Annotated in this window: 27 protein-coding genes; 21 read left to right on the top strand and 6 right to left on the bottom strand. The window is 34.6% G+C overall.

The window, feature by feature from the left end:
* Positions 1-12 precede the first annotated feature (12 nt).
* The 6 genes from H0I26_RS18565 to H0I26_RS18540 all read right to left on the bottom strand — a co-directional run bounded on the left by H0I26_RS18565 (position 13) and on the right by H0I26_RS18540 (position 12,198).
* Entirely contained in the window at positions 13-789 is a 777-nt protein-coding gene (locus H0I26_RS18565; protein ID WP_218700332.1) for a DUF4843 domain-containing protein, read from the bottom strand.
* Positions 790-807: 18 nt separating this feature from the next.
* A complete protein-coding gene (locus H0I26_RS18560) occupies positions 808-2,286 on the bottom strand; it encodes a RagB/SusD family nutrient uptake outer membrane protein (protein ID WP_218700331.1) in 1,479 nt (492 codons plus the stop codon).
* Between the two features lie 12 nt (positions 2,287-2,298).
* Positions 2,299-5,304: a SusC/RagA family TonB-linked outer membrane protein gene (locus H0I26_RS18555; RefSeq protein WP_218700330.1), complete on the bottom strand. Its 3,006-nt coding sequence runs from the start codon at positions 5,302-5,304 to the stop codon at positions 2,299-2,301.
* 436 nt (positions 5,305-5,740) lie between these two features.
* On the bottom strand, positions 5,741-7,150 hold the full coding sequence (locus tag H0I26_RS18550; protein WP_218700329.1) for a SusD/RagB family nutrient-binding outer membrane lipoprotein: 1,410 nt from the start codon (positions 7,148-7,150) through the stop codon (positions 5,741-5,743).
* A 13-nt stretch (positions 7,151-7,163) separates the two neighbouring features.
* A complete protein-coding gene (locus H0I26_RS18545; protein ID WP_218700328.1) occupies positions 7,164-10,385 on the bottom strand; it encodes a SusC/RagA family TonB-linked outer membrane protein in 3,222 nt (1,073 codons plus the stop codon).
* A 118-nt stretch (positions 10,386-10,503) separates the two neighbouring features.
* Positions 10,504-12,198, bottom strand: a complete 1,695-nt coding sequence (locus H0I26_RS18540; RefSeq protein WP_218700327.1) for an outer membrane protein assembly factor — start codon at positions 12,196-12,198, stop codon at positions 10,504-10,506.
* Between the two features lie 180 nt (positions 12,199-12,378).
* On the opposite strand from H0I26_RS18540, the gene rpsL reads away from it, so the two are divergent.
* The 21 genes from rpsL (at position 12,379) to rplR (ending at position 23,460) form a co-directional block, all read left to right on the top strand.
* A complete protein-coding gene (gene rpsL, locus H0I26_RS18535) occupies positions 12,379-12,753 on the top strand; it encodes a 30S ribosomal protein S12 (protein ID WP_028283866.1) in 375 nt (124 codons plus the stop codon).
* Between the two features lie 21 nt (positions 12,754-12,774).
* On the top strand, positions 12,775-13,251 hold the full coding sequence (rpsG, locus tag H0I26_RS18530; protein WP_101020259.1) for a 30S ribosomal protein S7: 477 nt from the start codon (positions 12,775-12,777) through the stop codon (positions 13,249-13,251).
* Positions 13,252-13,257: 6 nt separating this feature from the next.
* Positions 13,258-15,384, top strand: a complete 2,127-nt coding sequence (gene fusA / locus H0I26_RS18525; RefSeq protein ID WP_218700326.1) for an elongation factor G — start codon at positions 13,258-13,260, stop codon at positions 15,382-15,384.
* 12 nt (positions 15,385-15,396) lie between these two features.
* Positions 15,397-15,702: a 30S ribosomal protein S10 gene (rpsJ, locus tag H0I26_RS18520; protein ID WP_010181931.1), complete on the top strand. Its 306-nt coding sequence runs from the start codon at positions 15,397-15,399 to the stop codon at positions 15,700-15,702.
* Positions 15,703-15,845: 143 nt separating this feature from the next.
* The gene (rplC, locus tag H0I26_RS18515; protein WP_101020255.1) at positions 15,846-16,463 is read left to right on the top strand and encodes a 50S ribosomal protein L3; all 618 of its coding nucleotides are present in this window, start codon (positions 15,846-15,848) and stop codon (positions 16,461-16,463) included.
* Positions 16,463-17,092, top strand: coding sequence for a 50S ribosomal protein L4 (gene rplD / locus H0I26_RS18510; RefSeq protein WP_101020253.1), 630 nt, complete (start codon positions 16,463-16,465; stop codon positions 17,090-17,092). The genes rplC and rplD overlap by 1 nt, the downstream gene beginning before the upstream one ends.
* Before the next feature lie 7 nt (positions 17,093-17,099).
* Positions 17,100-17,390 carry a 50S ribosomal protein L23 gene (gene rplW, locus H0I26_RS18505; RefSeq protein WP_090841281.1) on the top strand — a complete coding sequence of 97 codons (291 nt, stop codon included), beginning with the start codon at positions 17,100-17,102 and terminating at the stop codon, positions 17,388-17,390.
* A gap of 10 nt (positions 17,391-17,400) precedes the next feature.
* Positions 17,401-18,225: a 50S ribosomal protein L2 gene (gene rplB, locus H0I26_RS18500; protein WP_101020251.1), complete on the top strand. Its 825-nt coding sequence runs from the start codon at positions 17,401-17,403 to the stop codon at positions 18,223-18,225.
* 6 nt (positions 18,226-18,231) lie between these two features.
* Positions 18,232-18,510: a 30S ribosomal protein S19 gene (rpsS, locus tag H0I26_RS18495; RefSeq protein ID WP_101020249.1), complete on the top strand. Its 279-nt coding sequence runs from the start codon at positions 18,232-18,234 to the stop codon at positions 18,508-18,510.
* A gap of 3 nt (positions 18,511-18,513) precedes the next feature.
* Complete coding sequence (gene rplV / locus H0I26_RS18490) at positions 18,514-18,921, top strand: 50S ribosomal protein L22 (RefSeq protein WP_101020246.1); 408 nt, start codon at positions 18,514-18,516, stop codon at positions 18,919-18,921.
* Between the two features lie 7 nt (positions 18,922-18,928).
* A complete protein-coding gene (gene rpsC / locus H0I26_RS18485; RefSeq protein WP_090841273.1) occupies positions 18,929-19,645 on the top strand; it encodes a 30S ribosomal protein S3 in 717 nt (238 codons plus the stop codon).
* A gap of 20 nt (positions 19,646-19,665) precedes the next feature.
* Positions 19,666-20,085, top strand: a complete 420-nt coding sequence (rplP, locus tag H0I26_RS18480) for a 50S ribosomal protein L16 (RefSeq protein ID WP_101020244.1) — start codon at positions 19,666-19,668, stop codon at positions 20,083-20,085.
* 13 nt (positions 20,086-20,098) lie between these two features.
* Complete coding sequence (rpmC, locus tag H0I26_RS18475; RefSeq protein ID WP_090841268.1) at positions 20,099-20,290, top strand: 50S ribosomal protein L29; 192 nt, start codon at positions 20,099-20,101, stop codon at positions 20,288-20,290.
* A gap of 13 nt (positions 20,291-20,303) precedes the next feature.
* Positions 20,304-20,561, top strand: coding sequence for a 30S ribosomal protein S17 (rpsQ, locus tag H0I26_RS18470; RefSeq protein WP_028283878.1), 258 nt, complete (start codon positions 20,304-20,306; stop codon positions 20,559-20,561).
* A gap of 2 nt (positions 20,562-20,563) precedes the next feature.
* Entirely contained in the window at positions 20,564-20,932 is a 369-nt protein-coding gene (gene rplN / locus H0I26_RS18465; RefSeq protein WP_101020241.1) for a 50S ribosomal protein L14, read from the top strand.
* 11 nt (positions 20,933-20,943) lie between these two features.
* Positions 20,944-21,255 (top strand): 50S ribosomal protein L24, encoded by a 312-nt coding sequence (gene rplX / locus H0I26_RS18460; RefSeq protein WP_101020239.1) that lies wholly within the window; start codon positions 20,944-20,946, stop codon positions 21,253-21,255.
* A gap of 2 nt (positions 21,256-21,257) precedes the next feature.
* Positions 21,258-21,809: a 50S ribosomal protein L5 gene (rplE, locus tag H0I26_RS18455; protein WP_101020237.1), complete on the top strand. Its 552-nt coding sequence runs from the start codon at positions 21,258-21,260 to the stop codon at positions 21,807-21,809.
* A gap of 3 nt (positions 21,810-21,812) precedes the next feature.
* Positions 21,813-22,082, top strand: coding sequence for a 30S ribosomal protein S14 (gene rpsN, locus H0I26_RS18450; RefSeq protein WP_101020234.1), 270 nt, complete (start codon positions 21,813-21,815; stop codon positions 22,080-22,082).
* Between the two features lie 59 nt (positions 22,083-22,141).
* Entirely contained in the window at positions 22,142-22,540 is a 399-nt protein-coding gene (gene rpsH / locus H0I26_RS18445) for a 30S ribosomal protein S8 (RefSeq protein WP_101020232.1), read from the top strand.
* A gap of 18 nt (positions 22,541-22,558) precedes the next feature.
* The gene (rplF, locus tag H0I26_RS18440) at positions 22,559-23,101 is read left to right on the top strand and encodes a 50S ribosomal protein L6 (RefSeq protein WP_218700325.1); all 543 of its coding nucleotides are present in this window, start codon (positions 22,559-22,561) and stop codon (positions 23,099-23,101) included.
* A gap of 5 nt (positions 23,102-23,106) precedes the next feature.
* On the top strand, positions 23,107-23,460 hold the full coding sequence (gene rplR / locus H0I26_RS18435; protein WP_101020228.1) for a 50S ribosomal protein L18: 354 nt from the start codon (positions 23,107-23,109) through the stop codon (positions 23,458-23,460).
* The last annotated feature ends 5 nt before the right edge of the window (positions 23,461-23,465 follow it).

Here is a 23,465-nt window from a genome sequence, read left to right as displayed (position 1 = left end):
CTTTTTATTTTATTATGGGTTAACGCAAAAATCAGTTGATTCTGAGGCTCCCCAGTTTCCTGAACCAGAAGCATGATTAATAATAGAACAGTCTAAAGAATAATCTCCAGTGATATTAGTATCAAATTGTCCATCAGCAAATACATCTGTTATGTTAAATGTGTAGCAGCCGTCAGGTAAAGTAAAAGCGTAAACATACTGTGCTGCAGCAATTGTTCCAGAAGCAGCACCAGTTGGGCAATCTCCGTAGTCAGAACATTGTACTACAATAGCACCTGAGCTGTCAGTAATGTTCCAATTTCTTTCGTCGGCATATGCGTCCTCATTTAATGTTAAGATTATATCATTACAAATCAAATATTTGTTAAATTTAATAGTCGTTATTTCTGACCCTACAACTCCGATACCTTGATTTAAATCTAGTTTTAATACTAAATCGTATGACACCATATCAACTAAATCAGTATCGTTAAGGGCTACATCTAGTGTACCTTCAAACGAGTTAGCTGGAATTGTTATAGTTCCAAATGAATAATTACTTGCTGAAGGAGCTGTTGTAGCGTCCATGTCAACCGTTACATTAAACGTTCTTGCAGATTCCGACAGGTTAGTGACTTGTGCCTCTACAGTTACTGTTGTTCCTTCAGATGGTACAATAGCAGATGTTGTTGCTGATGTAAATCCTACACCAGTTAGTGATCCGTCATATGTTACGTTTTCATTTTCTTCACAAGCGAAGAAACTAAAAGCGACCAATGACAGTGTTAATATTTTTCTTATGTTTTTCATTTTTGTTTTGTATTAGAATTAGTATCCAGGGTTTTGAGCTAGTAAAGGATTTATATCAATTTCATTTAATGGAATTGGCATTGTAAATCTTTTATCTGTATTTGGCATACTGCATTCGACAGCATTTGCCAATGCACAGTCTAAAGGCTCTCTGTCTAAAGTTCTGTTACCTTTTGCACCAAGTCTTTTAATATCTACCCATCTATGACCTTCATAAGCAAGCTCTAATCTTCTTTCGTCTAATATTGCACCGAAAGCTTCTGTTTGAGTAGCATAAACTGGTAAAGGTTGAGCAGATCCAAATCTTGCATCTCTTAATTGCTTAATTAGAGTAGCGACATCAACTAATTGATTGTTTTCTGCAGCAGCTTCAGCCATAATAAATAACATTTCAGCAGATCTAAAAACTTTTAAATCATTCATTAAGTTTACAGTTTCAGATCCAGGGTATTTTCTAATTACTAAAATATCTTCACTTTTATAATCTAGAGAATTTTGGTAGTCTGGAGATATAACAGATGTAGGGTCTATATAACGAGAAGATCTGATATCTGCAGTGCTTAATTCGTTAAATAAGTGACGGTCCATTTCCATGTAAGGAGAACCATCAATGGTACTATTCGCAAAAGCAAATAAACTCCCAGCAGTACCTCCACTTCCTGTTTCTTGCGCATCATAAGAGTCGTTAGCTGTTCTTTCTAATTTGAAGATAATTTCAGCATTACTAGTATCTTCCCAGATGTTAAAGTAATCAGCAGAGCTAGCAATTGGGTAGTCAGCTAATAATTCTGAAGCTAACGTTGCAGCTACTGTATAATTACCTCTATAGGCAGCCATTCTAGCAGAAAGTGCTTTTACAAAATCCTTATTAATAAAGGTAGGATCTGTAGAACTATTATCTAGTAAGTTATTAGCTAATACTAAGTCAGATTCAATAAAAGAAAATACTTCTCCATTAGTGTTTCTTGATAATTGTTCTCCAATTTCAGGAACATAGTTTAAAGCAATAACTCCCATAGCTGAATCATCAGTATAGTCAGTAGTATAATATGTTTGTAATTGGAAGTGAGCAAATGCTCTTAAAGCATAAGCTTGTCCTAATATTAAATTGTATGTGTCTAATTCACCATCTTCGGGTTGAATGCTACCTGAAGCTTCTATTAGTCGGTTAACGTTGGCAAGCGCTATGTAGTATTTGGTCCAAATTACTACAGGAAATACACTTGCAGGTGTTAAAACCAAATCATACTCACTAGCATTTTGACCTCCATTATTTAACCCTAAGGCTAATTCATCAGTGTAAATACCGTTAAACAATATTTCTCCTGTATAGTCAAAGCCATTATAGGCACCATATAAACCTGCCTGTAAATCGTCAACACTTTGAAAAGCATTTTCAGATAATAACAGTCCTGGTTGTTCTATGTCTATAGCATCGTTACAAGCAAAGGTAATCAACGCTAAAAGTATCGCGTAAAATTTATTTATTTTCTTCATTTTTGTTTTTTTTTAAATACCTAATTCTAAACCTATTGAAAATGTTTTTGGCGTAGGGTAATTGTTTTGAGTTGCTCCAATACCTTCTGCATCATCACCTCTCCATCCTGTAATTGTTAAGAAGTTTTCTGCGTTAGCAAACAATCTTAATGTTTTCAAGTTCATTTTGTTTAGGACTTTTCTATCGAAGTTATATCCAAAACTAAGAAATCTTAATCTTAAGTAATCAGCACTTTGTAAAAAACGATCTCCTGAAAAGTTTAGGTTAGTAGCTGTAAGAGAAGGGATATCTGTATATCTGTTATTTGGTGTCCATGCTCTAGTAAGATCGTTAGAACTTCTAAAACTACCTACATTACTTGGGTCCACAAATCCAGAATAATTGAAATCAAATCTGTCGGCACCAATTACGTAGTTAAATTGTGTAGAGACGTAAAACCCTTTGTAGTCTGCTTCAAATCCGAAACTTCCTTGGTAGTCAGGGAATCTATTTTTACCTGTAAATACTCTATCAGTATCTTCATCAGGTGTTTCTGTTAAGTCACCGTTAGCATCTAAGAATAATAGGTTACCATTAGCAGGGTTGACTCCAGCATATCTGATTTCGTAATACTGAAATAATTTCCCTCCTTCTTCGATTGTAGTGTCTTGAGCACCGTAACGTTCCGATTTGTTATAGTTACCTACAAAGTTTAGAGTAAGATTTAAACCTTCATCACTTTTTAATAGATCATATCCTAAGCTTAAATCAACACCTTTATTAACTAAGCTACCTGCGTTTACAGATTGTCCTACTGTACCAGTATAAGCAGATGCTGGTTGGAATTGAAATACATCGTCAGTATCTTTTTTATAAACATCTACTGTACCTCTTAATCTTGAATTAAATACTTCAAAATCTACACCAATATTTGCTTGTGTTGTAGTTTCCCACTTTAAGTCAGGATTAGCAATTTGTGATTGTACAATTGAGTTTTGATTTCCGTAACCAGAACCTGTAGCAAATAAATTTTGAGTCAAAGTGTTTGCACTAAAGTCTGCAAATTGGCCAGTTATTCCTGCTATATCTTGATTCCCTGAAGTACCGTAAGATCCTCTTAGTTTTAACATGTTAAATTTAGATCCTTCCATAAATGATTCTTGGTCGATATTCCAACGTCCAGAAACAGCATAAAATGTACCCCATTTGTTTGAGTCGCTAAATCTATAAGAAGCATCTCTACGTCCTGTAATTCCGAAACCATATTTACTGTCAAAATCGTAATCAACGTTTGCAAAGTAAGAGAATAAACCTGCATTGTTGTAAGCAGCATTAACGTCGTCTACATAGAAGTCGTTATCTCCATTATCATCAACAAATCCACTTCCGTCACCAGCATACCATGTTTTTGGGTCTAAACCATTTGATCTAAATCCAAAAGCTCTTAAATGCGCTTTGTAGTATTCCATGTATACTCCAGCATCTAATGTATGCTTTTCACCAATTTTAGTAGCGTAATTTAGAGAGTTTACTATATCTACAGATATTGTTCTTGTAGATTGCTGATCTACTCTACCAGGGAAATCTTCTCCAACTCCAGCAAAGAATTGAGAGTTAAATCCATCAGGACCTTCAGCAGCGATAGTTTGTTCATCAGTAAAGTCAGCACTTATTCTCGTGTTAACTGATAATTTCTCTGTTAATTTATAACCAGCGTTTACACTAGCTAATATTTTGATTTCATTTTCACTACGGTCAAAAGTGGCTAATCTATCTAATAATAATAACGGTGTATTTACAAATGTACCGGCTAAATCACCCCCAGCTCCTACTGTGTATTCAGATGGAGATCTGTAAGGTAACGATTGATAAGCTCCTAAAACATAGTTACGGTTAACGGCGCCTTCTCCAATATTGTTTGGCTCTTCATTTTTAGAAAAGTTAAGAGACAAAGAAGTCCCATAATTAAATCTATCGTTTTGAGAATTACCGTTGATGTTGCTTCTAAGGTTAAAACGTTGTAATCCACTTTGTTTTAATATTCCTTGTGTGTCATAATAACCTATAGATGTAAAAGAGTTAGAATTTTCTCCACCTGAAGTAATACCTATTGTATGGTTTTGTGTTAAAGCAGTTCTGAAGAAAACATCGATCCATTCTGTATTTGCAAATTTAGAAATAGCATCAATTTCTGCATCTCCAATAGTAGCCCCTCTACCACTTCCAACTGCTCTTTCTAAAAGTAATTGTTGTTTAGAGTTCATTAAATCGTAGTCATTACCTTGTAATTCCGATACACTTGTAATACCGGTATAAGTGATTTCTAAAGGACTATTTTTCTTTCCTCTTTTTGTTGTAATGATAATTACACCATTTGCTCCTCTATTTCCATAAATTGAGGTTGCTCCAGCATCTTTTAGTACAGATACAGATGCAATTTCATTAGGATTTAAACTTCTAAAGTTATCTTGATCAATTGGAATTCCGTCCATTATAAATAAAGGTTCCGTTTTTCCCGAGATTGATCCAACCCCTCTTAAGTTAATTTCACTATCTCCTCCAGGCTGACCTGAGTTAGTAGTAATGTTTAAACCAGCAGCTTGTCCTTGTAATGTTTGGACTAAAGACGCATTTGGTCTTCCTGAAATGGTCTCTGACGATACAGTTTGTATTGCTGATGTAGTTGTTTTCTTTGTACGTCTAACATCGTAGGCCGCAACAATCACTACTTCATCTAAAGTATTATCAGGCGATAATGAGATATTGATCGTATTGCTACTACCAACTGTAACTTGATTGTTACTGTAACCAACATAACTGTATTGTAGCTTATCTCCAGCTTTCGCTTTTATAGAGTAAGTACCATCAAAATTTGTTGATGCTCCATTTGAAGTTCCGACTACTATTATTGTAGCTGACGGTAATGGTAAACCATTTTCGTCTGAAACGACTCCTGAAATTGTTTTGTCCTGTGCAAACGTTATTTGCACAACAAACGCTAGAAATAGCGTTAAAATTCCACTAAACTTTGTTTTCATTTTTATTTTTATTTGAATTAGTCTGAGCCAAAAATCATAATAAAAACTTAATAAAACAACTTTTTCGTCATAATATTTGATTTATAGGAGCGAATTATGCAACGTTTTGAGCGTAGTGTTTGCATATATTCAATTATTGCGTTGTTGTCTTGCTATATATGAATTGCATCATTTTTTAACGGGCTTTCTACGTACTAGTGTAGCGCATCGTTTTATAATAAATTGATTAGTAGGGTGTAATGTGAATTATTTGTTAAAAATAAGCTGTCTGTGTTTTCAATGGTTTGTTATTATTGCTTCCAAATGTTAAGATATTATTAAATGTTTTATCTCAATTTGGTGATTAATAAAATTTTATTTTATTTTTTTTTCTAAAACAAAAAAAACCTCATAAGACAGGCTTATGAGGTTTTTATAAATTATTTAGATAGAACTATTAGTTCACATCCCAAAATAATTTTGTTGTTTGAGTATCTCCCCCGATTGCAGTAGAAGCTGCAGTCCAGTTTGCTTCATTCAAGTTTTGTTCATTTACAGGATATGTGTATCTCGTTGGAACAGGATTACTTGTTACAGCAGGTAGGTTGAATGTTGGATTGTCATATTTTCTCCAAACAGTCCATCCTTCAAAACCTCTATTGTACATTGCTAACCAAAATTGAGTTCCAATTTTTTGTCTCCAATCTCCACTAGCTGTAGCATAAGCAACACTAGGATCAGCTAAATAAGCTGCTGCTCCTGGAGCACCCCAATAGTCAAAAGAAGCTGTAATACCATTAGCGTAATGATCTGCAGCAGTACCACCTACAGCCCAAGCTCTATGACCTGCTTCAGCAAGGTAAAAAGAGACTTCAGAAAAGTCTAACAATACACCTTTAAATGTTGGATCATGTAAGTCAAGTCCATCATCGTAACCGGCAATATGTGTGTAACTTCCAAAAGAATTATTATCTCCATAAATCCCTCCTACGTATATTCCAGCACCCATGTTTTCATCAAAATAAGCTGCTCTTCTAGGGTCAGATAGACCATTCATTACGTCTACTAATGTGTTAGCAGCAACGTAATCTGTACGACCAGTTTGTACTAAATCAACCCATAATGGATTTGTGTTTGGAGGAGCAGAGTCGTAAGAGAATAATGCATTATCTGCATTAGAAGTAAATACTCCTGCAGCGTAAGCAGATTCTACAGTAGACTGCGATAATGCTGGATTGAAATCTGATAAACGAATCCCTAATTTTAACTTTAAAGAGTTAGCAAATTTATTCCAAGCAACCATATCTCCACCATATATTTTATCAGCAGTAGTAAATCCTGTTCCAACTAAATTAGGAATGGCAGCATTTATTTTGTCTAATAAATCTAAATAGATTGTTTCAGCATCATCATATGCTGGTAATGTAGATAATCCTAATGCATCCGAGTAAGGAATATCACCAAAGGTATCTACCATTTGTTGCCAAGTGTAAATCATTAAAACATCAATTTGTGCAATGCTTGCAGGAGATGTTGATTGATTTTTAGCTGTTTGTAAATCTAATAATACATCTCTGTACATTTCTGACCAATGGGTTTGCGGAATATTACGGTTTACGAGGTTGTAGTTCGTTTCATCCGTGTAAGTTGTCCCTGTCCAATATTGCCCTAGTAATCTGAAAACATTACTGTTTGTATTTGTACTAGCCATTTGATCAAACAAACTTTTTGTCGCAGAATTGTATAAAAATTCAGCATCAACTTGCGTTGGATTTTTTGGATCCCTGTTTAAGTCTTCGTATTGTTCGTCTGTCTGGCAAGCGAACAGTGTCATGACTGATAATATTGTTATAAATGTTTTTTTCATAATTTTTTTATTTTTAGAACTGTAACTTTAAAGACGCTCCTATTTCTCTAATAGTAGGGTAGGCACCAGATTGGTATCCTTGAACATTTCCTGAGCTTAAACCAGCTTCTGGATCTGAATAAGGAACACTTTTATCAATAATCCATAAGTTTCTTCCAATTAATGAGATAGAGGCAGCTGTAAATGGTACGCTGTTTAAAATTGTATCGTCAAAGTTATATGTGATACTTGCTTCTCTTAACTTAACAAAACCTGCATCGTAAACGTGTGCACTGTTTGGAGTGTTAGAATAACCCCATGGGTTAGAAAAAGTAGTTGCATCACCTCTTACTGTATTTGTTGTTCCATCAGCTTGTACACCAGCTAAAAGTACACCACCACTATCAGCTCCACTAGTTACAGGATTTCTAACAGGGTTTCCTAATTCGTTATTTCCTGCTGTAAAGTCATATAATCCTGTCGCATAACCGTACCACGTATCAAGAGAAAATACATCTCCTCCTTTTTGCATGTCAATTAAGAAACTTAAGTTAAAGTTTTTGTAGTTAAAACTGTTGTTTAAACCAGCAGTCCACTCAGGATTGATATCCCCAATTATTTCGTTGTTTGTAGCAGATGTTGCGTAATATCCATTTGCATCAATCACTTTTTGACCATTTTCGTGGTATACAAAATCAGTACCTCTAATAACTCCGTAAGGTTGACCAGGAGTAGCGTTTATAGATATACCTCCTTGAAGAGATGCTAGTTGTAAGTTGTCAATACCATCAGCTAATGAAAGTACCTCACTTTTGTTTTTAGCCCAGTTAAGACTTACATCCCAACTAAAGTTTTCAGTTTTAATAGGAGTAACATTTAATTGTACTTCCAAACCTTTGTTTTCAATAGTACCTGCATTTAACAAAACAGACGTATAACCAGTAGCGTTTGAAACTGGTACACTTGTAATTTGATCTTTGTTTTGTGTGTTGTAGTAAGATACATTAAGACCTAATCTTCTATTGAAAAATTGAGTATCTAAACCAAATTCATAGTTTTCCTGTCTTTCTGGTAGAAGATTAAGATTGTTTCTTGCACCAGGGTTAGTTGCACTACCTGTAGAATCGTAAGGTGTTCCAATAAAATAAGTGTTAAAAACATTATAAGGAGTTGTATCTGATCCTACCTCTGCATAATTGGCGCTAAGCTTTCCGAATGAAAACCATTCTGCGTCGATAAATTTAGAGAACACTAAACTAGTAGCTACAGAGTAATATCCATAAGTATTATTATCTATAGGTAATGTTGAAGATCTATCTCTTCTATATGTTCCTTCTAAATAAGCAAAACCATCGTAACCTAAACTAGCTCTAGCATATAGGCCGTCTACCTTTGATGTAGCGTCATACTCTGTAGGCGCATTCATAGGGTTTACACCATTAGATAATGCATATAATCCAGCTAAGTTTAACCCTCCGTTAGTTTCTGCAAAAATACTATTTCTGTCATTACGTCTTAGGTTAAAACCAATGTTACCTTCTAAGTTTAATTTTTCCGTAAGATTTTTGTTTGCAGTTAAGATAAAATCGTAGTTATATTCTGCTACGTTATTGTTGTACCTGCTGTATGCAGATGGATCTTTACTACCAACTGCTGTTCTTTCTTCTTGAAGTTCAGAGTAAGTGTCAAAAGTAAATCTACCTAAAAAGCTTAACCAATCGTTGATTTCATAATCTAAAGCAAAATTTCCAAAGTATCTATTTCTTTGATCTGTTTCATAATTTTCGTAGAACGTCCAATATGGGTTGTCAGAATAAAGAGGAGTTAAGTTAGTTGCAGACGTAGGGTTCCAAGATATATTCTGTCCTGTTGCTAAGTATGCCGCTTCTTGTTCACCAAAATCAACATTAGTTTGAAACCATTGTCTAAATGCTTGCATTACGTTTTTAGAATCGTAACCAGTTCCATATCTACCTTTACCGTTTGTTTTAGTATAAGTAAATGTTGTAGATACAGTTAATTTTTCTGTTAAATCGTGAGATCCAGAAAAGTTTACAGTATTTCTTTTGATTTCACTATTTGGAAGGTTTCCTTCTTGTAACATGTTAGTGACACCTAGTCTGAATGAGCTTGTATCATTACCTCCGTCAAGAGAGACAGAGTTAATTCTAGTTGCTGCACTTTTCCATACAGAGTTTGGATTGTTTTCTCCAGCTACCCATGGTGTAGCTTGTTGATATGTATCAAGTTGTGGGTATATAGAATTCCATTGGAAAACATCTAATGTTGGATCAAAAGCTGCACCATAAGAAGCATCTTCTGTAAATGGAGTAGTTAAATCTGGGTTTCCATCACCATCGATGTCTACATATCCAAAATAACCTGAAGGATCTTCGTAATATGGTCCGTAACCTGCACCATATTTGTTTTGATAAGTAGGTAAAGTTTCAGAATCAGCTTGACCAACAGTATAACTTGAGTTAAAAGTTACACCAATACCTTTTCTCTTTTTTCCTTTTTTAGTTGTGATCATTACAACACCATTAGATGCTCTAGAACCATAAAGTGCAGTTGCTGCAGCTCCTTTTAAAACGTTGATTGAGGCAATATCATCAGGGTTAATATCTGAAGCTGCATTACCGTAATCATAACCACCACGACCAGATTTTTGGTCAGCACTATTTGAATTACCATTGTTAACAGGAATACCATCAATAACAAACAAAGCTTGGTTGTTTCCAGCAATAGAAGAACTACCTCTAATCACTACATTGGTAGATCCTCCTAAAGTTCCTGATGATTTTACATCTAAACCTGCTACTTTACCTGATAAAGAGTTTACAAAGTTTGAAGATTTAATTTTAGAAACTTCTTCACCACCTACTTCTTGAGTAGCATAACCTAAACTTTTCTTTTCTCTTTTAATACCTAGGGCTGTTACAACAACTTCGTCTAAAGTATTGCCAGGTTGTAAGCTTACATTTAGAGTACTAGATGATGTTACTGTCTTGTCAACAGAATCATAACCTACATAGCTAAAGTTTAATACTTGACCATTACTAGCTTTGATAGTATACTTTCCATCAAAATCTGACGTACTACCAACAGAAGTCCCTTGAACAACAATTGTTGCGGAAGGTAGCGGTAGGCCGTTTTCATCAGTAATCATTCCTGAGATTGTTCGTTCCTGAGCATATGATAGACTGGCTACCATCACTAGAAACAGTGTTAAAAATCGATTTAAATTTGTTTTCATATTAATATATTAAATTAGTCTATCCCAAAAATCACTATAATTTGTTAATAAAACAATATTTATGTGTTTTTTTTTAATATTTAATTAACATGTCTTGGAAGTGGTTTTGTAGTTAAGGTTAAAAAACAGCTTTTAAACTAAGGTGTATTTTAGAATTAGAGAGATTGAAAGTGTCGGTCTCCGTTTTGCCATTAGCATATATAAACCTTAGTAAGCCGCCTTTTGTTAGTATTCCAAATCCAAAACCATAGCCGTAAAGAGATTCTTTTTGATCCAATATTTTGTTTTTAAAATTAGCGAAATCTAGCACTGAATTTACAAATATGTTAGGACTAATTTTATACCGATATTCTGTGTTTAGAGTAAAGAGGTTGTTAGCCGTTAAACTGTTTTCGGCAAAACCTCTAATACTGTTGATTCCTCCAAATGTAAAAAGTTCATTTTCTAAATAGTTTTCTGAGTCAATAATTTGTATTATACTTTTTATATAAACACTGTTTGTGGTATTAAGATTAAAAATATGACTCATATCTATATCTATTTTGTTTTGTTTTTCATTTGATGAAATTGTTTTCCTACTACCTAAACCCAATTCGATTTTTACTTGTGATTTAGTCCGAAATAATTTTTCATTATTTTGAAGCTGGAAATATTGATATTTGAAAGTGTAAAAAATGGAATTATAATCAATGACATTGTTTAAATCTGTAGTCGATAAATTACTGGAAGCTATATTTTCAACTCCTCCGTGTATTGTGTTTTTGTAATTAAGTTGATAAAATAAACTAGCTTTCTGTTTTGTGGTAATAAAGGTAGAATCTCTTTTTGTTATGTTAAGACTTGTTTCTAGTCCTAGAGGAGAACCAAACAAATAAGGAAGAGTGGCAATTAGATTTAAATTTTTCTGTTCGCTTTCATCACTTTTGTAATCTAAGTATAGACTTTCTCCGTAATTTAGGTTGTTTGATAAAAGTAAATTCAAATAGCCATTAAATTCAATTTTATTAGTGTCTTCATTTGTGGCAAAACCAATAAATCCATCAAAGTTATTACTTATTGTTTTTTCTAAATAAAGATAAAGTTGTGTTGAATCTTTTGTAAATAAAACCTCAGGACTTTTAGTTTGTCTAGTAAAGCTTAAATTATTTAAAGCTAATAGTTTTTTGTTTATGGATTCAATATCAAATACGGTATTGTGTTTAATTTTTAAGTAACGTTTTAGGAACGATTTTGGGAATTTTTCGTATCCTTTTAGTGTTATCTTATTTAAGTTTCTTTTTTGATTCTGTGTTGAGATAATTAATTTAGCCGAAAGCGTTGTGCTGTTTTTTTGTTTTATCTCAATAAGTTGGACAGAGGAAAAGGGGAATCCTGAAGCGCTTATGATTTTGTTATATAAGGTAAGTTCGTGTTCTAATTTATTATAAGGAATAGAGATAGAGTCGTTTTTTATTTCGGGTAAGGGGAGTTTTGAAAAGTAAGTTTTTGTAAATAAAAGAGGGGCTATATATAGGAGTATTTTTTCAATCTTATTTTTTAAATGAATTTGAGCGAGATAAAGCGAGTCTTGTCCCAATTTTAGTGAAATCAATTCATTGTTTGTATAGCCGTTTTTGGCTAGTTGTTTTTGAAAGGAAAACACATGTTGTTTTAAAGTTTCTAATGAAGAATGTGTGACGTCATAATTGTAATCAGAGAGTGCTTCGTTTTCTTCAGGGCTGAGACCAGTAATTCGGAGTTGTAAATCTTGACACCAAATTGTTTGCGAAAAAAGGAGTAGTGCAAGAGCAGTAATGTAGTTTTTAAAATGCAAGTTTGTCTAATTAAGTGTCAAAAGTATAACTAACGTAAAAAAGTAACTAATTTATATGTGGTATAAAAATAATTTTAAATTCTGTTGAAAATTAATGCATTATGGTTTGATTACTTGAATTTAATCACTACATTTGCACCCCTCTTAGAGAGAGGTAACATAAAATTATATCAGAATTATATGCCAACAATTTCACAATTAGTACGAAAAGGAAGAGCCAAAATAACCAAGAAGAGTAAATCGGCTGCTTTAGATTCGTGTCCTCAAAGACGTGGTGTGTGTACTCGTGTTTATACAACGACACCTAAAAAACCTAACTCAGCAATGCGTAAGGTAGCAAGGGTTCGTTTGACAAACGGTAACGAAGTAAATGCATACATCGGTGGAGAAGGTCACAATTTACAAGAGCACTCGATAGTATTGGTTAGAGGTGGAAGGGTAAAAGATTTACCAGGAGTTAGATATCACATCGTTCGTGGTGCTTTAGACACAGCAGGTGTTGCAGGTAGAACACAACGTAGATCTAAGTATGGTGCAAAACGCCCTAAAAGTTAATTAAAAACTTAAGAAGAAGACATGAGAAAAAGAGCAGCAAAAAAAAGACCGCTTTTACCAGATCCTCGATTTAACGATCAGTTAGTAACTAGATTTGTTAATATGATGATGTGGGACGGGAAGAAGTCTGTAGCTTTCAAAGTATTTTATGATGCAATTGACATTGTAGAAACAAAGAAAACAGACGAAGAAAAAACAGCTTTAGAAATTTGGAAAGAAGCATTATCTAATGTTATGCCGCACGTAGAAGTACGTAGTCGTAGAGTTGGTGGAGCTACATTTCAAATACCTAATCCAATACGTGCAGACCGTAAGGTGTCAACTGCAATGAAATGGTTGATCAGTTTTTCTCGTAAGAGAAATGAGAAATCTATGGCATTACGTTTGGCTTCAGAGATTTTAGCAGCAGCTAAAGAAGAAGGAGCAGCAGTTAAAAAACGTACGGATACGCACAAGATGGCTGAGGCAAACAAGGCATTCTCTCACTTTAGATTTTAATAAGACATGGCTAGAGATTTAAAATATACAAGAAATATTGGAATTGCTGCTCATATTGATGCTGGTAAAACAACAACAACAGAGCGTGTTCTTTATTATACAGGTGTTTCACACAAAATTGGAGAAGTACACGATGGTGCTGCAACAATGGACTGGATGGAGCAAGAGCAAGAACGTGGTATTACTATTACGTCTGCAGCTACAACTTGTACATGGAAGTTTCCATTAGAGAACGCAGAACCTACTCCTGAAACAAAAGGATATCACTTCAATATTATTGATACTCCTGGTCACGTTGATTTTACTGTAGAAGTAAATAGATCTTTACGTGTATTGGATGGTTTAGTATTCTTATTTAGTGCAGTTGATGGTGTTGAGCCTCAATCTGAAACTAACTGGAGATTAGCTGATAACTATAAAGTGCCTAGAATTGGTTTCGTTAATAAAATGGACCGTCAAGGATCTGACTTTTTAGGTGTTTGTCAACAAGTAAAAGATATGTTAAAATCTAATGCGGTGCCAATCGTTTTAAACATTGGTGACGAAGAGGATTTTAAAGGTATTATAGATTTAGTAAAGAATCGTGCTATTGTATGGCATGATGAGACTCAAGGAGCAACTTTCGATGTTATCGAAATTCCTGAGGATATGAAAGAGGAAGCTCGTAAATATCGTGCACTTTTAATTGAAGAAGTAGCAAGTTATGATGAGAATCTTTTAGAGAAATTTATGGAAGATGAAGATTCTATTACAGAAGACGAGGTGCACAGAGCACTTAGGGCTGCTGTAATGGACATGGCAATTATTCCAATGATTTGTGGTTCTGCGTTTAAAAACAAAGGTGTTCAGTTCTTATTAGATGCTGTATGTCGTTACTTGCCTTCTCCAATGGATAAGGAAGGTATTGTTGGAATTAACCCAGATACTGACAAAGAAGAAATTCGTAAGCCAAGTGTTAAGGAGCCTTTCGCTGCCTTAGCATTTAAAATTGCTACAGATCCTTTCGTAGGTCGTTTAGCATTTTTTAGAGCTTATTCTGGTCGTTTAGATGCTGGTTCTTATGTGTTAAATAACCGTTCTGGTAAAAAAGAACGTATCTCACGTATCTACCAAATGCATGCAAACAAGCAAAATGCAATTGACTATATAGAAGCTGGAGATATTGGAGCTGCTGTTGGATTTAAGTCAATCAAAACAGGAGATACACTTTCAGATCAAGATCATCCTATCGTATTAGAATCGATGGACTTTCCTGATCCAGTAATTGGTATTGCGGTTGAGCCAAAAACTAAGGCTGATGTTGATAAATTAGGTATGGGCTTAGCTAAATTAGCTGAAGAAGATCCTACATTTACAGTACGTTCAGACGAAGCTTCAGGACAGACTATTATTTCAGGAATGGGTGAGCTTCACCTTGACGTTATTGTAGACCGTTTAAGACGTGAGTTTAATGTTGAAGTAAATCAAGGACAACCTCAAGTTGAATATAAAGAAGCTATTACTGCCGTAGCAGATCACAGAGAAGTTTATAAGAAACAATCTGGTGGTCGTGGTAAGTTTGCTGATATTGTATTTACAGTAGAACCAGCTGATGAAGGTGTTATTGGTCTTCAATTTGAATCTGTAATTAAAGGTGGTAACGTTCCTAAGGAATTTATACCTTCAATTGAAAAAGGATTTAAAATGGCGATGGTTAATGGACCATTAGCAGGTTTTGAAGTTGATTCAATGAAAGTTACTTTAAGAGATGGATCTTACCATGATGTGGATTCTGATCAGTTATCTTTCGAATTAGCTGCTAAATTAGGATTTAAAAACTGTGCTAAAGCTGCAAAAGCTGTAATCATGGAGCCTATTATGAAGCTAGAAGTTATCACGCCAGAAGAAAACATGGGTGATATTGTAGGAGATTTAAATAGAAGAAGAGGTATGATGGAAGGTATGGGTGACCGTGCTGGTGCAAAGACAATAAAAGCTACCGTGCCATTATCAGAAATGTTTGGTTATGTAACAACTTTAAGAACATTATCTTCTGGTCGTGCAACGTCAACAATGGAATTTTCACACTATGCTCAAACACCTTCAAATGTATCTGAAGAAGTGATAAAAGCAGCTAAAGGAGAACAATCTTAAAAAGTTAAGAAAATGAGTCAAAAAATTAGAATAAAATTAAAGTCTTACGATCATAACTTAGTAGACAAGTCTGCTGAAAAGATTGTAAAAACAGTAAAGAGTACAGGAGCTGTTGTAACTGGACCAATTCCATTACCAACACACAAGAAAATTTTCACTGTATTGCGTTCACCTCACGTTAATAAGAAGTCAAGAGAACAATTTCAATTAAGCTCTTACAAGAGATTATTAGATATTTACTCTTCATCTTCTAAAACAATTGACGCTTTGATGAAACTTGAATTACCAAGTGGAGTAGAGGTAGAAATTAAAGTTTAAGTAAACTTATTCGTTTAACGTTGATTAAGCGAAACATGTCCTAAGCTGCGTGCGAAGGAAAAACGGTTAAAATACAATTCAAGGCTGAAACGTATTTTCAGCCTTGTGTTTTAATAAATAGTAATAACAAATAAATAAAAATTATGTCTGGGTTAATTGGAAGAAAAATCGGTATGACCAGCATTTTCGATGAAAATGGTAAAAACATGCCATGTACAGTAATCGAAGCTGGACCATGTATCGTTACCCAAGTCAGAACTGAAGAAGTTGACGGTTATAGTGCTGTTCAACTTGGTTTCGATGACGCGACAGAAAAAAGTGCTACTAAAGCTGACTTAGGTCATGTGAAGAAAGCAGGGACTTCTGTAAAACGCAAAATGGTCGAATTTAAAGGTTTTGGTGCGGAGTACAAGTTAGGTGATGCAATCACTGTTGAGCATTTTGCTGAAGGTGAATTTGTTGATGTATCAGGTACATCAAAAGGAAAAGGATTTCAAGGGGTTGTTAAACGTCATGGTTTCGCGGGTGTAGGTCAAGCTACTCACGGTCAACATAACCGTTTAAGAGCACCAGGATCTATTGGAGCGGCTTCTTATCCTGCAAGAGTATTCAAAGGAATGCGTATGGCAGGTAGAATGGGAACAGACTCAGTTAAAGTTGAAAATTTAAGAGTTTTAAAAGTAGTTCCAGAAAAGAACTTACTTGTTGTTAAAGGTTGTGTACCTGGACATAAAAACGCTTATGTAATTATTAGAAAATAATGAAAGTAGCAGTTTTAGATATAAACGGAAAAGAAACAGGTAGAAAGGCAGACCTTTCTGATGGTGTTTTTGCTATTGAACCTAATAATCATGCTGTATATTTGGATGTTAAGCAATACTTAGCTAACCAAAGACAGGGAACTCACAAAGCTAAAGAGCGTGCTGAGATTACTGGAAGTACACGTAAGATTAAAAAACAAAAAGGTACTGGTACAGCCAGAGCTGGTAGTATTAAGTCAGGAGTTTTTAGAGGAGGTGGACGTATGTTCGGACCAAGACCTAGAAATTATTCATTCAAATTAAACAAAAGCTTAAAGCGTTTAGCACGTAAATCAGCTTTTAGTATTAAGGCAAATGAAAAGTCAATTATTGTTTTAGAAGACTTTAATTTTGATGCTCCAAAGACTAAAAATTTCACAGCAATTTTAAATGCGTTAGACCTACAAAACAAAAAATCATTGTTTGTGTTGGGTGCGTCAAATAATAATGTATATTTGTCATCACGTAATTTAAAAGGCTCTGAAGTTGTAATGAGCTCAGAATTAAGTACTTATAAAATATTAAATGCAAATCAAGTTATTCTTCTAGAGAGTTCTTTAGAAGCTATTGAGTCGAATTTAAGTAAATAGAAACAAAATGAATATCTTAATTAAACCTATAATCACAGAAAAAGCAACCGCTAACAGCGAGTTGAACAATTGTTTCAGCTTTTTTGTGAACACTAAGGCGAACAAGGTAGAAATCAAAAAAGCAGTGGAAGCTGCTTATGGAGTTTCTGTTGAAAAAGTTCGTACTATTAATGTCCGTCCAGATAGAAGTACCAAGTTTACTAAAACTGGTATTCAACATGGTAAAACAAATGCTAAGAAAAAAGCAATTGTACAACTGGCGGAAGGTGAAATGATTGATTTATACACTAACATGTAATTAAAGACAAATGTCAGTAAGAAAATTAAAACCAATCACACCAGGTCAGCGATTTAGAGTAGTAAACGGATTTGACGCCATTACTACTGATAAGCCGGAAAAAAGCCTATTGGCTCCGAAAAAACGATCAGGTGGTAGAAACAGTCAAGGACGTATGACAATGCGCTACAAAGGTGGTGGTCATAAACGTAGATATCGTATTATCGATTTTAAGAGATCTAAAGCGGGTATTCCTGCTGAAGTTGCTTCAATCCAATACGATCCAAATAGAACAGCATTCATCGCTTTGTTAAATTATCAAGATGGTGAAAAGACTTATATCATTGCTCAAAATGGTTTACAAGTTGGACAAACAGTTGTTTCTGGTGAAAGTGTAGCTCCTGAAATAGGAAATGCAATGCCATTAGCAAATATTCCACTTGGTACAATTATTTCTTGTGTAGAGTTAAGACCAGGACAAGGTGCTGTAATGGCAAGAAGTGCTGGAGCTTTTGCTCAGTTAATGGCTAGGGATGGTAAGTTTGCTACAATTAAATTGCCTTCAGGTGAAACTAGATTAATTCTAGTAACATGTGCAGCGACAATTGGAGCAGTATCTAACTCTGATCATCAATTATTAGTTTCTGGTAAAGCAGGACGTAGTAGATGGTTAGGTAGAAGACCAAGAACAAGACCAGTTGTAATGAACCCAGTAGATCACCCAATGGGAGGTGGTGAAGGTAAGTCATCAGGTGGACATCCACGTTCTAGAAACGGTATACCAGCTAAAGGATATAGAACACGTTCTAAAACTAAAGCGAGTAATAAATATATTATAGAACGTAGAAAGAAATAAGAAATCATGGCAAGATCATTAAAAAAAGGACCTTACGTTCACTATAAATTAGAGAAAAAAGTAGCTGCTAATGTTGAAGCTAGCAAGAAAACGGTTATCAAAACTTGGTCAAGAGCAAGTATGATAACTCCGGATTTTGTTGGACAAACAATCGCAGTACATAACGGTCGTCAGTTTGTTCCAGTTTATGTTACAGAAAACATGGTTGGGCATAAATTAGGAGAATTTTCACCAACAAGATCTTTTAGAGGTCACGCGGGTGCTAAAAATAAAGGTAAAAAGTAAGCTATGGGAAGTCGTAAAAAACAAATGGCAGACGCTATTAAGGAAGGTAAAAAGCAAATCGCTTTCGCTAAACTTAATAACTGTCCTACGTCACCAAGAAAAATGCGTTTAGTAGCCGATTTAGTAAGAGGTGAACGCGTAGAAAAGGCACTTAATATTTTGAAATTCAGTCAAAAAGAAGCTTCAAATCGTTTAGAGAAATTATTACTTTCAGCGATAGCTAATTGGCAGGCAAAAAACGAGGATGCAAGTATCGAAGATGCTGAGTTAATCGTTAAAGAAATAAGAGTAGATGGTGGATCTATGTTAAAAAGATTGCGTCCAGCACCACAAGGACGTGCTCACAGAATAAGAAAACGCTCTAACCACGTAACAATCGTGGTAGGAGCTAACAATAACACACAAAGCTAAGATAGATATGGGACAAAAGACAAATCCAATCGGAAATCGCTTAGGAATTATCAGAGGATGGGAATCTAACTGGTATGGAGGAAACGATTATGGTGATAAACTTGCCGAAGACGATAAGATCAGAAAATACGTTCACGCGCGTTTATCTAAAGCTAGTGTATCTCGTGTAATTATTGAGAGAACTTTAAAACTTGTAACCGTTACTATCACTACTGCTAGACCTGGTATTATTATTGGAAAAGGTGGACAAGAGGTAGACAAGTTAAAAGAAGAGCTTAAGAAAATTACAGGGAAAGAAGTTCAGATTAATATATTTGAAATTAAAAGACCTGAACTTGATGCATTTTTAGTAGGATCTAGCATTGCTCGTCAAATTGAAAACAGAATTTCATACAGACGTGCTATAAAAATGGCTATTGCTGCTACAATGCGTATGAATGCTGAAGGAATTAAAATCCAAATTAGTGGACGTTTAAACGGGGCAGAGATGGCACGTTCAGAACACTACAAAGAAGGACGTATTCCTTTATCAACATTCAGAGCCGATATTGACTATGCTTTAGTTGAGTCTCATACTACTTATGGTAGATTAGGGGTCAAAGTATGGATAATGAAAGGTGAAGTATATGGTAAAAGAGAACTTTCTCCTCTTGTTGGCTTAGCTAAGAAGCAAGGAAAAGGTGGACGCCAAGGTGGAAAGCCACAACAACGTCGTAGAAAGTAATTTTTTAAAGAACAGAAAAAATGTTACAGCCTAAAAGAACAAAATTTAGAAAAATGCAAAAGGGACGTATGAAAGGGAACTCGGGTAGAGGTCACTTACTTTCAAACGGAACTTTTGGAATAAAATCATTGGATTCTAATTTTTTAACATCACGTCAAATAGAAGCAGCTCGTATTGCCGCTACACGTCACATGAAAAGAGAAGGTCAACTTTGGATAAAGATATTTCCAGACAAGCCTATTACAAAAAAGCCTCTTGAAGTACGTATGGGTAAAGGTAAAGGTGCAGTAGAATATTGGGCAGCAGTTGTTAAACCAGGAAGAATCCTTTTTGAAGTTGGAGGAGTGCCTTTAGATGTTGCTAAAGAAGCATTAAGACTTGCAGCTCAAAAATTACCAGTAAAAACTAAGTTTGTAATCGCTAGAGATTACGAAGCATAATTTATTTGATATTATGAAACAATCAGAAATTAAAGAATTATCTGTAGCTGAGTTACAAGAGAAACTTAGTGAAACAAAGAAGAGCTATTCAGATTTAAAAATGGCTCATGCAGTTTCTCCTTTAGAGAACCCAATTCAATTACGTCAAGTAAGACGTTCGGTTGCAAAAATTGCAACAGAATTAACTAAAAGAGATTTACAATAATTCTGCTTACAAGATGGAAAAAAGAAACTTAAGAAAAGAGCGTATCGGGATCGTTACTAGTAACAAGATGCAGAAATCAATTGTGGTTGCTGAAGTTAAAAAAGTAAAACACCCTATGTACGGAAAGTTCGTGTTAAAAACAAAGAAATATGTTGCACACGATGAGACAAACGATTGCAATATCGGAGATACTGTAAAGATCATGGAAACAAGACCTTTAAGTAAATCTAAATGTTGGAGATTAGTTGAAATAATTGAAAGAGCGAAGTAATTATGGTACAACAAGAATCAAGACTAAGAGTAGCAGATAACACTGGAGCTAAAGAAGTATTAACAATACGAGTTCTAGGTGGTACTAAGAGAAGATACGCTTCTGTAGGTGACAAAATTGTTGTCACTGTGAAAGATGCAACTCCTAATGGAAACATTAAAAAGGGAGCTGTGTCTACAGCAGTTGTTGTACGTACAAAGAAAGAAGTTAGACGTCCAGACGGATCTTATATTAGATTTGACGATAATGCTTGTGTGCTTTTAAACCCAACGGGTGAAATGAGAGGAACACGTGTATTTGGACCTGTAGCTAGAGAACTTCGTGATAAATCATTCATGAAAATTGTATCATTGGCACCAGAGGTGCTTTAATTGATAAAAAAATGACAAAGCTTAAAATTAAAACAGGAGATACAGTCAAAATTATAGCTGGTGACCATAAAGGTTCTGAAGGTAAAGTACAAAAGGTCTTTATTGAAAAAAACAAAGCTATAGTTGAAGGTGTGAACATGGTTAAGAAACATACTAAACCAAGTGCACAAAGCCCTCAAGGCGGTATCGTAGAAAAAGAGGCGCCAATCAATATTTCTAACTTATCATTGTTAACTTCAAAAGGAGAAGCAACTAGAATAGGTTACAGAGTTGAAGGTGATAAAAAAGTCAGATTTTCTAAAAAATCTAATGAAGTAATATAGTTATGGGATATTCACCGAGACTAAAAGAAGAGTATAAAAGCAAAGTAATTGCTGCTCTTACAGAAGAATTTGGATACAGTAATGTAATGCAAGTTCCAAAACTAGAAAAGATAGTATTATCTAGAGGAGTTGGAGCTGCAGTTGCAGATAAAAAGCTTGTAGATCACGCAGTAGATGAGTTTACTACGATTACTGGTCAAAAAGCAGTTGCTACTATATCTAAAAAAGATGTTGCATCTTTCAAATTACGTAAAGGAATGCCAATTGGTGCGAAAGTTACGTTAAGAGGAGAAAGAATGTATGAGTTTTTAGACCGTTTAATAACTTCAGCACTTCCACGTGTTAGAGATTTTAACGGAATTAAAGCTACAGGATTTGATGGTAGAGGTAATTATAACTTAGGAGTTACTGAGCAAATTATCTTTCCAGAAATAAATATCGATAAAGTTAATAAAATTGACGGAATGGATATTACATTTGTAACATCTGCTCCAACTGATAAGGAAGCAAAATCATTATTAACTGAATTAGGTTTACCTTTTCAAAAAAATTAAGATATGGCTAAAGAATCAATGAAGGCCCGTGAGGTCAAAAGATCAAAAACTGTAGCTAAATATGCTGAAAAACGTAAGGCTTTGAAAGAAGCTGGAGATTATGAAGCTTTACAAAGATTACCAAAGAATGCATCACCAGTGCGTCAACATAATAGATGTAAGTTAACTGGTAGACCAAAAGGTTATATGCGTACATTTGGTGTTTCTCGTGTAATGTTTAGAGAGATGGCTAACCAAGGGTTAATCCCGGGTGTTAGAAAGGCAAGTTGGTAAAATTATAAATGGTCTAAGGTTCGGAATAGTCCGAAAACCCAGTCCGCAAATCAATACATATGTATACAGATCCAATTGCAGATTACTTGACTAGAATTAGAAACGCAGTGCGTGCTAATCATAGAGTTGTAGAAATTCCTGCATCAAATTTAAAAAAGGACATGACTAAAATATTATTCGATCAAGGATATATTTTAAGTTATAAGTTCGATGATAGTACCGTTCAAGGTACTATCAAAATCGCCTTAAAGTATAATAAGGAAACAAAAGAACCAGTAATTAGAAAATTACAAAGAATCAGTAAGCCTGGTTTGAGAAAATATTCTGGTTCAACTGAATTACCACGTATTCTTAATGGATTAGGTATTGCTATCGTTTCAACTTCTCATGGAGTTATGACAGGTAAGCAAGCGCAAAGAGAAAACGTAGGTGGTGAAGTTTTATGTTATGTTTACTAATCTAAAATCCAGAAGAAAATGTCAAGAATAGGAAATAATCCAGTTGCCATTCCAGAAGGAGTAACGGTAACAGTAGACAATAACACAATAACAGTTAAAGGAAAATTAGGAGAATTAACTCAAAATTTCAATACTGTAGAAGTTAAAGTTGAAGAAGGTAACGTATTGGTTACACGTTCAGCAGAAACTAAAGACCATAAAGCTAAGCACGGTTTATATCGTTCATTAGTTAACAACATGATTGAAGGTGTATCTAAAGGATGGACTAAAGAATTAGAATTAGTAGGTGTAGGTTATAGAGCTTCAAATCAAGGAAATGTCCTTGAATTAGCTTTAGGTTTTTCTCACAATATAGTTTTAAGTGTAGCTCCAGAAGTGAAGGTGGAAACAGTTTCTGATAAAGGTAAAAATCCAAAAATAGTTTTAACATCATTTGACAAGCAATTAGTTGGTCAAGTTGCTGCTAAGATTAGAGGTTTTAGACCACCAGAGCCTTATAAAGGTAAAGGTATCAAGTTTGTTGGAGAAATATTAAGAAGAAAAGCAGGTAAATCAGCATAATAGTTATGGCGTTAACAAAAAACGAAAGACGATTAAGAATTAAAAACAGAATCCGTAAGGTTGTTTCTGGTACAGAAGCAAGACCAAGATTAGCTGTTTTTAGAAGTAATAAAGAAATTTATGCTCAAATTGTAGATGACGTTAATGGTAAAACATTAGTCGCTTCATCTTCTAGAGATAAAGATATTGCTGCAAAAGGAAACAAGGTAGAAGTAGCTACATTAGTAGGTAAGTCTATCGCAGAAAAAGCCTTAAAGGCTGGTGTTGCAACTATCGCTTTTGATAGAGGTGGTTATTTATATCATGGTAGAATCAAATCATTAGCTGAAGGAGCTAGAGAAGGCGGACTTAAATTCTAAGAAAT

The sequence above is a fragment of the Olleya sp. HaHaR_3_96 genome (assembly GCF_019278545.1).
Lineage (GTDB): Bacteria > Bacteroidota > Bacteroidia > Flavobacteriales > Flavobacteriaceae > Olleya.
This window is presented reverse-complemented; position numbering and strand designations above follow the sequence as displayed.

What these genes read in the sequence shown, in the direction of transcription:
- rplF (WP_218700325.1), top strand. Translation starts at nt 22,559, where the DNA reads ATGTCAAGAATAGGAAATAATCCAGTTGCCATTCCAGAAGGAGTAACG.
- rplW (WP_090841281.1), top strand. Translation starts at nt 17,100, where the DNA reads ATGAATATCTTAATTAAACCTATAATCACAGAAAAAGCAACCGCTAAC.
- rpsC (WP_090841273.1), top strand. Translation starts at nt 18,929, where the DNA reads ATGGGACAAAAGACAAATCCAATCGGAAATCGCTTAGGAATTATCAGA.
- rplD (WP_101020253.1), top strand. Translation starts at nt 16,463, where the DNA reads ATGAAAGTAGCAGTTTTAGATATAAACGGAAAAGAAACAGGTAGAAAG.
- rpsL (WP_028283866.1), top strand. Translation starts at nt 12,379, where the DNA reads ATGCCAACAATTTCACAATTAGTACGAAAAGGAAGAGCCAAAATAACC.
- rplC (WP_101020255.1), top strand. Translation starts at nt 15,846, where the DNA reads ATGTCTGGGTTAATTGGAAGAAAAATCGGTATGACCAGCATTTTCGAT.
- rpsJ (WP_010181931.1), top strand. Translation starts at nt 15,397, where the DNA reads ATGAGTCAAAAAATTAGAATAAAATTAAAGTCTTACGATCATAACTTA.
- rpsG (WP_101020259.1), top strand. Translation starts at nt 12,775, where the DNA reads ATGAGAAAAAGAGCAGCAAAAAAAAGACCGCTTTTACCAGATCCTCGA.
- rplE (WP_101020237.1), top strand. Translation starts at nt 21,258, where the DNA reads ATGGGATATTCACCGAGACTAAAAGAAGAGTATAAAAGCAAAGTAATT.
- rpmC (WP_090841268.1), top strand. Translation starts at nt 20,099, where the DNA reads ATGAAACAATCAGAAATTAAAGAATTATCTGTAGCTGAGTTACAAGAG.
- rplR (WP_101020228.1), top strand. Translation starts at nt 23,107, where the DNA reads ATGGCGTTAACAAAAAACGAAAGACGATTAAGAATTAAAAACAGAATC.
- rplB (WP_101020251.1), top strand. Translation starts at nt 17,401, where the DNA reads ATGTCAGTAAGAAAATTAAAACCAATCACACCAGGTCAGCGATTTAGA.
- fusA (WP_218700326.1), top strand. Translation starts at nt 13,258, where the DNA reads ATGGCTAGAGATTTAAAATATACAAGAAATATTGGAATTGCTGCTCAT.
- rplP (WP_101020244.1), top strand. Translation starts at nt 19,666, where the DNA reads ATGTTACAGCCTAAAAGAACAAAATTTAGAAAAATGCAAAAGGGACGT.
- H0I26_RS18555 (WP_218700330.1), bottom strand. Translation starts at nt 5,304, where the DNA reads ATGAAAACAAAGTTTAGTGGAATTTTAACGCTATTTCTAGCGTTTGTT.
- rpsN (WP_101020234.1), top strand. Translation starts at nt 21,813, where the DNA reads ATGGCTAAAGAATCAATGAAGGCCCGTGAGGTCAAAAGATCAAAAACT.
- H0I26_RS18560 (WP_218700331.1), bottom strand. Translation starts at nt 2,286, where the DNA reads ATGAAGAAAATAAATAAATTTTACGCGATACTTTTAGCGTTGATTACC.
- rpsH (WP_101020232.1), top strand. Translation starts at nt 22,142, where the DNA reads ATGTATACAGATCCAATTGCAGATTACTTGACTAGAATTAGAAACGCA.
- H0I26_RS18550 (WP_218700329.1), bottom strand. Translation starts at nt 7,150, where the DNA reads ATGAAAAAAACATTTATAACAATATTATCAGTCATGACACTGTTCGCT.
- rpsS (WP_101020249.1), top strand. Translation starts at nt 18,232, where the DNA reads ATGGCAAGATCATTAAAAAAAGGACCTTACGTTCACTATAAATTAGAG.
- rplN (WP_101020241.1), top strand. Translation starts at nt 20,564, where the DNA reads ATGGTACAACAAGAATCAAGACTAAGAGTAGCAGATAACACTGGAGCT.
- H0I26_RS18545 (WP_218700328.1), bottom strand. Translation starts at nt 10,385, where the DNA reads ATGAAAACAAATTTAAATCGATTTTTAACACTGTTTCTAGTGATGGTA.
- rpsQ (WP_028283878.1), top strand. Translation starts at nt 20,304, where the DNA reads ATGGAAAAAAGAAACTTAAGAAAAGAGCGTATCGGGATCGTTACTAGT.
- rplV (WP_101020246.1), top strand. Translation starts at nt 18,514, where the DNA reads ATGGGAAGTCGTAAAAAACAAATGGCAGACGCTATTAAGGAAGGTAAA.
- rplX (WP_101020239.1), top strand. Translation starts at nt 20,944, where the DNA reads ATGACAAAGCTTAAAATTAAAACAGGAGATACAGTCAAAATTATAGCT.
- H0I26_RS18565 (WP_218700332.1), bottom strand. Translation starts at nt 789, where the DNA reads ATGAAAAACATAAGAAAAATATTAACACTGTCATTGGTCGCTTTTAGT.